The organism is Streptomyces sp. NPDC005533, assembly GCF_042871845.1.
GTDB lineage: Bacteria > Actinomycetota > Actinomycetes > Streptomycetales > Streptomycetaceae > Streptomyces.
In genome coordinates this window covers 287,749-296,194 of record NZ_JBIAJH010000004.1, presented here as the reverse complement: position 1 = coordinate 296,194, position 8,446 = coordinate 287,749, and the positions used below count along the sequence as shown (strand labels likewise).

The 8,446-nt window shown below is 72.2% G+C and carries 6 protein-coding genes and 1 pseudogene; 5 read left to right on the top strand and 2 right to left on the bottom strand.

Going from position 1 to position 8,446, the window contains the following annotated elements; all coding sequences use genetic code 11:
- Positions 1-103 precede the first annotated feature (103 nt).
- Entirely contained in the window at positions 104-2,728 is a 2,625-nt protein-coding gene (locus ACFYP3_RS06425; protein ID WP_388827638.1) for an RICIN domain-containing protein, read from the top strand.
- A 116-nt stretch (positions 2,729-2,844) separates the two neighbouring features.
- Here the strand turns inward: ACFYP3_RS06425 and ACFYP3_RS06420 are convergent, their stop codons facing one another.
- Positions 2,845-3,381 (bottom strand): HSP18 transcriptional regulator, encoded by a 537-nt coding sequence (locus ACFYP3_RS06420; RefSeq protein WP_388827635.1) that lies wholly within the window; start codon positions 3,379-3,381, stop codon positions 2,845-2,847.
- Between ACFYP3_RS06420 and ACFYP3_RS06415 the strand changes: the two are divergent.
- Positions 3,369-3,713: pseudogene (locus tag ACFYP3_RS06415) on the top strand (PP2C family protein-serine/threonine phosphatase); the annotation flags it as partial. The gene ACFYP3_RS06420 and the pseudogene ACFYP3_RS06415 sit on opposite strands and share 13 nt — an antisense overlap.
- A 90-nt stretch (positions 3,714-3,803) precedes the next feature.
- Here the strand turns inward: ACFYP3_RS06415 and ACFYP3_RS06410 are convergent.
- Positions 3,804-5,528: a PP2C family protein-serine/threonine phosphatase gene (locus tag ACFYP3_RS06410; protein WP_388827632.1), complete on the bottom strand. Its 1,725-nt coding sequence runs from the start codon at positions 5,526-5,528 to the stop codon at positions 3,804-3,806.
- Between the two features lie 416 nt (positions 5,529-5,944).
- Here ACFYP3_RS06410 and ACFYP3_RS06405 point away from each other — a divergent pair, with 416 nt between their 5' ends.
- From ACFYP3_RS06405 to ACFYP3_RS06395, 3 genes are all read left to right on the top strand, one after another.
- On the top strand, positions 5,945-6,160 hold the full coding sequence (locus ACFYP3_RS06405; protein WP_388827629.1) for a hypothetical protein: 216 nt from the start codon (positions 5,945-5,947) through the stop codon (positions 6,158-6,160).
- Between the two features lie 67 nt (positions 6,161-6,227).
- Positions 6,228-7,508 carry a peptide ligase PGM1-related protein gene (locus tag ACFYP3_RS06400; RefSeq protein WP_388827626.1) on the top strand — a complete coding sequence of 427 codons (1,281 nt, stop codon included), beginning with the start codon at positions 6,228-6,230 and terminating at the stop codon, positions 7,506-7,508.
- Between the two features lie 120 nt (positions 7,509-7,628).
- Positions 7,629-8,087, top strand: coding sequence for a hypothetical protein (locus ACFYP3_RS06395; protein ID WP_388827623.1), 459 nt, complete (start codon positions 7,629-7,631; stop codon positions 8,085-8,087).
- The last annotated feature ends 359 nt before the right edge of the window (positions 8,088-8,446 follow it).

The following is an 8,446-nucleotide window of genomic DNA, read 5'->3' as shown; positions in this document are numbered from 1 at the left end:
CACAACAGCGGCTACCCCATGCCAGCCACACCCGACTCCCCTGGGTGTCCCGATCTTACGAATGACCCGAATCAACCCACGAAGAAAGGTATGGAACACCCCCATGAAGAACCCCACGAACGGTGGGCGCCGCGGGCGTCACCGCCGTCGTTGGACCGCGACCGGTCTGCTGCTCGGTGTGCCCGCCGTCCTCGGGCCGTATCTCCTGTTCGTGCAGGAGGACTCGCAGGCCGCGACGGTCGACGGCAACGCCTACTACCGGCTGGTCTCCGTACGCAGCGGCAAGGCGCTGGACGTCAACGCCTTCTCCACCGCCGACGGAACCCGCATCCAGCAGTGGACCGACCAGAACACCGCCAACCAGCAGTGGAAGCTGCGACCCACCGGGGACGGCTACTACGAGCTGGTGAACCGCAACAGCGGCAAAGTACTGGGCATAGCGGGCGACTCGACCGCTCAGGCGGCCGCCGCCGAGCAGCAGACCGACAGCTCCTCCACCTCCCAGGAATGGCGGATCGACGACGTGAGCGGTTCCGACGCCGTCGTCCTCACCTCCCGCAGGAGCGGCCAGGTCCTGGACGTCTCCGGAGGCTCCGCGGCCGACGGCGCGGCAGTCATCCAGTACGGCGGCCACGGCAGCACCAACCAGCAGTGGAAGCTGGTGCGGACGGCCGAGAGCCAGGCGCCCGGGTCCGGACCGTACACGTGGCGAAACGCCCAGGTGGTGGGCGGTGGTTACGTCACCGGGCTGGTGTTCAACCCGCGGGAGAAGGGCTTGCTGTACGCGCGGACCGACATGGGCGGCGCCTACCGCTGGGACAGCTCGGCCGAGCAGTGGATCCCGCTGACCGACTGGCTCGGCGAGAAGGACTGGAACCTGCTGGGCATCGATTCGCTGGCCACCGACCCCGTCGACCCGGACCGGCTCTACCTCGGAGCGGGCACTTACACCAACGAGTGGGCCGGCAACGCCGCGATCCTGCGCTCCACCGACCGCGGCCGCACCTTCCAGCGCACCGATCTGCCCTTCAAGCTGGGCGCCAACGAGCCCGGCCGCGGGGCGGGCGAACGCCTCGTGGTCAACCCCTCGGACCCCGGTACCCTGCTGCTGGGCACCCGCAAGAACGGCCTGTGGCGCAGCACCGACCACGGCGCGACCTGGAACCAGGTCTCCTCGTTCCCCGTCAAGGACGGGGCGAGCAGCGGCGCGGGCATCTCCTTCGTGACGTACGGCCCGGCCGGCAGCAACACGGTCTACGTCGGCGTCAACGACAGGTCCACTTCCCTGTACCGCTCCACCGACGGCGGCAGCACCTGGCAGGCCGTCTCCGGGCAGCCCACCGGCCAGATGCCGCAGCACGGCGTGGTCTCCGGTGACGGCTCGCTGTACCTGACCTACAGCAACAGCATCGGCCCCATGGACGCGACGGCGGGCTCGGTGTGGAAGTACACGCCGTCCGGCGGGGCGTGGAAGAACATCTCCCCGTCCCAGGGCAACTACGGGTTCTCCGGTCTGGCCGTCGACCCGCAGAAGCCGTCCACGGTGATGGTCACCACCCTCGATCGTTGGTGGCCCGAGGACGAGATCTACCGGACCACCGACGGCGGTGGGACCTGGAAGGCACTGGCCGACAAGTCGGTGCGGGAGGCCTCCGCCGCTCCTTACGTCGGCACCCACACCGGGCACTGGATGACTGCCCTGGCCATCGACCCCTTCAGCTCCGGGCACGTGCTGTACGGCACCGGCAACGGCATCTGGCGCAGCAAGGACGCCAACGCCACCGACAGCGGCGGCACCAGCCACTGGACCGCGGGGGCCCGCGGGCTGGAGGAGACCGCGCTGATGGACGCGATCGCGCCGCCCGGCGGCGCCAGCGTCGTCACCGCCATGGGCGACCAAGGAGGTTTCCGCCACGACTCCCTGACCGAGGTGTCTGCCGGGCGGCTGAAGAACCCGATGATGAGCAACAGCACCGACATCGACTTCGCCCAGTCCCACCCCTCGACGATGGTCCGCGTCGGCAGTGGCGGCGAGCAGGACGGCGCCTACTCCACCGACGGCGGCAGCACCTGGAACGGTTTCAAGTCAGAGCCGGTGGCCGGCGCCCGGGACGGCCGTGTCGCGCTCTCGGCGGACGGCTCCACCATCGTCTGGACCCAGGCCGGCCAGTCCCCGTACCGCTCGACCGACAAGGGGGCGAGCTGGTCGAAGGTCAGCGGCGTGGGCACCGACGCCGTGGTCGTCGCCGACCGCTCCTCGGCCAATACCTTCTACTCCCTGTCCGACGGCAAGCTCTACGCCAGCACCGACGGCGGCGCGACCTTCACCGCCCGCGTCGGCGGCCTGCCCGCCGGCCGGCTCACGGCCGTCCCCGGCGTCGCCGGGGACCTGTGGATCTCCGGCCACGGCAAGGGCCTGCTGCACTCCACCGACGGCGGCCACACCTTCACCACGCTCACCACGGTGCAGTCCGCCTCCGCCCTCGGCTTCGGCAAGGCCGCACCGGGCGCCCCCTACCAGGCCCTGTACCTGATCGGCACCGTCAAGGACGTCACCGGCGTCTTCCGCTCCACCGACAAGGGCGCCACCTGGCTCCGCGTCAACGACGACGCCCACCAGTGGGGCGGCATCGGCGGCACCGCCGTCATCACCGGCGACCCCGACGTCTTCGGCCGCGTGTACGTCGGGACCAACGGACGGGGCCTCCAGTACGGCGACCCGTCCTGACCCCGATGCTCGGGCGGGGCCGCAGGCCGGGCGGCCTGCGGCCCCGCCACGGCCGAGGGACCTGACCGCCGCCCCCGAGGCCCGTGGTCCGGTCGAGGGTTCGGGGGAGGGGCGTGTCAGGTGCTTCGCTGGTCGTGGGTGTCCTGGCGGAGCTGGCCGGTGTGCCGGGTCAGGGCGTCGATGCGTTCCGCGAGCTCGGCGTCCTCGGGCCGCAGGTGGTCACGGGTGTCCGCCAGAGGACGGACGAGGCGGGCGGCGTCATTGTCGGCGAGGGCCAGATTCAGATCGCCGAGGGCGCCCTCGGAGCCGGCGGGGAGACCGGTCAGTGCGGTGACCTGGGCGGCGAGGCGGCGGAGGTCTGCCGCGTGGGCACGGGCCCAGGCGGTCACCGTGCGGTCGGCGGCGCGTGTGTCGCGGGTGGCCTGGACGCGCTGCTCGCCGGTGCTCCCGGCCGCGCCCGGGCGCAGCCGCAGGTAGCGGCGTTCGGCGGCGTGGCGGCTGGCGACCCCGAGCGGGCCTGCCGGCTCGGCCCAGCTCGCGCCCTGCCCGCGGGCGGTCTCGATCAGGCCGCTCTCCCAGCCGGCGAGCTGTTCGCGGACCTCGCGCAGCGTCGCCGGCGCCGCCAGAGCGACGCGGGGGTCGGCACGGGGCAATGGGCGAGCCGCTGCTCATCCGCACCACCCTCTTCGACGCCTGCGACCGCCGCGCCTACGAAGTGGGACTCCTGCGCGCCCGCAAAGCCGCCGAGGACGCACACCGGCAGGCCGAAGCTGACCGGGCCCGCCTCCAGGACGCCCTCGCAGTGCTGCAGTCATCGCTGCTGCCCGACACGTTGCCGGCCATTCCCGGTATGGAGGGTGCCGCGCACTACCGCACCGCCTCGCCCGACCGGCTCGGCGGCGACTTCTACGACGTCTTCCCCATAGACGCCACACGCTTCGCCTTCTTCCTCGGCGACGTGTGCGGCAAGGGCCGCCAAGCCGCCCGTGCCCGCCCCCAGTCCCCGGGAACCGGCATGAGGCCTGCGGCTCGCGCTCTGCGGGCCCTGCCCCTGAAAGGCGAGCGGGGTCGGGTGTCAGTGGACGCCCAGGGCTACCAGGCAGGTGTCGTCCTCGTGCTGCTCGGGCGTGTACGCGTCCATGATCCGGTCGAGGGTGTCCTGGGGGCCGAGCCCACCACAGCCCCTCAGCACCTTGCGCAGGGTGTCGATGCTGTCCGCGATGTCCTCGCCCCGGCGCTCGACCATGCCGTCGGTGTAGAGCAGCAGGAGATCGCCGGGGAGGAGGTCTGTGGTCGCGGTCTCGTACTCGTGCCCGGGCAGGAGCCCGAAGAGGGGGCCCCGGTGCTCCGTGTCCAGCACCGAAGCCGTCCCCCCGCGCAGCAGCAGGGGCGCCGGATGGCCCGCGCACGCCCAGCGGAACCGCTTCTCCTGGTCGATGTGCCCGATGATCCCGGTTGCGGTCTCGGCGGCCGGGTCGGCGCACAGCAGCTCGTTGAGCCAGGTGGTCAACTGGCCGGCATGGGCGCCGGGGGAGTGGGCGAGGCCCGCGAGGGCATGCCGCTGCTGCGCCATCCGGGCGACCGCGCTCAGCCCGTGGCCGCAGGCGTCGCCGATGGCGAGCAGGATCCGTCCGTCCGGCAGCGAGCGGCACTTGTACCAGTCCCCGCCCACCGCGGCGTCCGTCTCGGCCGGCATGTACGCGGCCGCCAGGGACAAACCCGCCTGGGCGAGTTCGGCGGAGTGCGTGGGCAGAAGGGCCTCCCGCAGGGCGCCGGCGACCCGCCGCTCGGCGGCCGCCTCCTGCCGCAGCCGGTCGGACTGCCTCCGCGTGGCGGCGAGCCGCTGCCGACTGCGTACCTGGGACGTCAGGTCGCGCGCGATGACGTGCATCGACCAGGGAAGCCCGTCGGTCGCGATCACGGGATGTCCGACCAGGTGAAGGGTGCGCACCTCTCCCAGTACGCTGAAGCGGATCTCGGTCCCCGACGGTTCCTCGCCGTCGATCAGGGCGAGCAGGAACTTTCCGAAGCGCGGTACGTCGTCCAGCAGGACCGTGTCGCACAGCTCGGCGAGCGACAGAGGCCGGGACGGATCGTTGCGGAAGATCGAGGACAGTCCCTCCGACCAGGTGACCTCGCCGGACAGCAGGTCCCACGTGCCCCAGCCCATGGACGCGATGTACTGCGCGTCGAGCGAGAGCAGTTCCATCCGGTTGTGGGCGGCCCGCCACGTCGCCAGTACCCGGCCACCACAGGACGCGGCGTCGTACAGCAGCTTCGTGCGGTGCAGGCCGTCGCTGCGCTGCTCCGTGTAGTCCAGGGCGTACCCCTTCAGGGCGCGACCGGTGCTCAGGACGGTGTCCAGGGCTCCGACGAGTCCGCCGACCGCGGCCCCGGGCTGGACTTCGAGCAGCCGCCGGCCGATCTGGCGGTCAGGAGCCTCCAGCCACTCGGCCGCGCGCACGTGGTTGCCGGCCTTGACCGTGAAGTCGGCCGTCCGCCCGGTCTCGTCGCGCACCGGCGTGAACAGCGCGGCCGACAAGGGGATGGCGGGCAGGGTCGCGCAGATGCACGCCCACGGGTCGTGTCCCTCGCCCTCGTCGCCGCAGCCGTGCCCGGGCCCTGCGGTACCGCAGGAGCAGAGGTCCTCGCCCTCGTCCGCCGGTGGTACCCCGGCCGGTGCCGGGCCGTCGTCGAGGCGGACGCCGGCCTCGTGACGGGCGGCCTCCCGCAAGGCTCTGACCTCGCGGGCGAGGTGCTGCTTGAGCGTCTCGGGGTCCTGGGGGATCAAGGGGCTCATATCTCATCACCGGCTGGGTAGCGGGCACGGACGGCGCCGCGAAACACGCGGCGACCTGCACGTGGGCAGTCTGGTCAGGACGCGGATCAGTAGGTGCGAGGACGGCATCTGGCTGATGCTCAGCTCGGCGCCGATGCCGGACCGGGTCATCTTCCGCCCGAACCTCAGGTACAGGATCGCCCACCCCTGCCAGGATTCCTCGGCAATGCGGTGGCGGCCCGTCACGTGGCCGGTGCGGAGGTGCCGGGCAGCATCGAGTACGCAGCGAGACGCCGGGCCGGGCCTGCTTCGCCCACGACGGTCGCGGTACGCGGTCCCGGCGCCGGCGCGGCCGCGCGCCGTACCGTCGGCGGTGAGATTCATCCGTTCGGACGCGAAGGGGTGCCGATGCGCCGGGTGCGGCAGAGGCTGGGCCCATGGCCGCCAAGCTGATCGTCTACCCGCCCGACCAGCAGGGGTGGCGCCGTGTCCGCTACGACGGCGTCGCCATCGGAGTGGCACACCGCCTGGCCGATGTCCGAGCCTTCCTCGCGGCGGCCGGGCTGGAGAACGCCGAGGACGTCGACCTCACCGACCCCGACTTCGTGGAGTGGCGCGGGGCCGGCCCCGAGGCCTGGGAACCTTTTCCCTGACAGGGGCCGAGCAGGTGATCGCACACTGCCCGTGGACGGCCCCCACGGCGACCAGAGGAGCAGAGCGTTGACCGAGACCGGCCCGATCGTGGTGTTCGCGAATTTCCTCTCCGATCTGGCGGTGGATCTCGACGAAGGTCAGATCCTGACGACGTGGGCCCAGCAGGCGCCGCGGAAGGCGTGGCTGCTCCGGCCGGGCGACGTGTTCGTCACTCCCGTGCCGCTCAGCCCGGAGTTCCTGCGGTACGTGTACGACCTGACGGGGGTGCCCCCGGAATCGGTGGCCGTCGTCGAGGTACCGCCCGCCGGCGCCGTCCCGCTGGCGCGCGCGGTGCGCGAGGCCGGCCTCGTGGAGCACGTCCGGGCGCTCGCGGGTGACCGGGGAGCGGCGCTGCTGCCGACGGCGCTCGACGCGTCGGCGATCGCCTTCGCACGGGACATCGGCATCGCGGTGCACCCGTACCCGACGGTCGACGCCGCCGAGGTGGCGCTGCGGATGACCATGCTGCTCAACACGAAGACCGGCTTCCGTGAGACGGCAGGTCAACTGGGCATGCGGCTGCCCGCGGGGCGGATGTGCCGTCGCCCGGAGGTGGAGCGCGTGGCGCGCGAACTCCTGCGGGAACACGAGCGTGTGGTGGTGAAGCCCGACCGTTCGGCCGGAGGGCACGGAATGCGCTTCGTGTCACGCGACGACCTGAGGGGCGAGGCGAGCCTGCTGCTCGACACCGTCGGCGGGCCCGAGGGCCTGTGGGTGGTGGAGGAGTGCCTCGACGTGGGCGAGTCGGTGAGTGTCCAGATGGAGGTGGCCGCCTCCGGGGTACACGCGCTCTTCAGCGGTGCGATGCGTACGGTCCAGGGCTCCTTCACGGGGTACGCCTCTCCGCTGCCGCCTTCCGGTGCGCACGTGGCCGACGTGCTGGAGGAATGGGGGACGTCCCTGGGCCGCCACCTGGCCGACCACGGCTACGTCGGGCCTTTCGGGCTCGACGCCCTGGTGGACACGGCCGGCCTCGCGTACGCGAGCGAGAGCAACATCCGCCGTACGGCCACCACCACTCCCTACGCCATGGTCACCCGGCTGACTGCGGGCTCGGCCGCGCCGCCACCGGCGTGGTCGGTGGCGAAGGGCCGGACCCGCAGCCCCATGGACTTCGACGGGGCCCTCGCACGGCTGCGCGCCTCCCGCCTCGCGTTCGACCCGGATCGCGGTGAGGGCGTGGTGCTGTACGCGGACGCGCCGCCCGATGGCCGCTCGTGGCGGTACGCGGTGATCGCCAGGAGTGCGGGGGATGTGGAGGAGCAGGAGGCCGCGTTGGCCGAGGTCCTCGGCTTCGAGGGCGGCTGACCCCGTGCCGTCGGTCGCCTCGACCTCGTGGCCCTTCGTTACCACGCTCAGGCACGCGTTCTTACTCCGCTTGGCCCCACCTCTCGACAGGCGAAGCGTCCTACGGGCAGAACATCCTCCATGAACAGCAATGAGGAGATGGATCCGGCACACCAGGTTCCGGACGGTGTGGACGAGAAGACGGTGCGGGCCCTGGGCGCGCTGTCGAAGGCGCTGGAAACCGCGGAGCGGGCTCGCGGTCACCTGTACGGGTTCCACCAGCTGACCGGGACCGCGGACTTCGAGCTCGGCGACGCGGCCCGGCTCCTGCGCGAGGCGGGGCACGAGGAGCAGGCCGACCGGGTGGAGCGTGAGATCGTGGGCCGCAACGTCATCCCGGGTCACTGGACGTTCCAGATCGTCGAGGCCTACAACTCCACCTACTACCAGCCCTTCACGGCAGTGGAACGGGACATCGTCGACGAGATCGCCGGTGGGCGGGGCCACCTCCTGGAGGCCCACCTCAAAACCGTGCGCCGCACCCACCACCATCCGGACCACACCGCAACGCCCCCCTCCGAGCCCCCGGAACACGGCTGACGGCCGGGCTCGTCCGCCCGGTCGCCGGCCGGGGCCGGCGGAGGGGCCCGGCCGGTTCACGCGTGGGGATGCTCCTGGTCCCTCGGGTCGCGAGCGTGTTCTTCCGGGGTCTGCCAGGAGTCCTCGCGGCGGCCGCGAGTGTTTCGACAGCAGTCATGCGCGGCCCCTACACCGATTCGAGCACATATCGGACGCCGAACAGGTGTATGCGGGAGGGTGGGCCCGCGTTCTGCCCCTTGCTCCCGACCGCCCCTCGCCGCCCGCCCCCGGGCGCGCGGGGGGGGGGGGGGGGGGGGGGGCGGGGCCAAAACCCCGCTAGGGAGCAGCCATTTGGGGCCGGGCGGGGTGGGGGGGGTTTG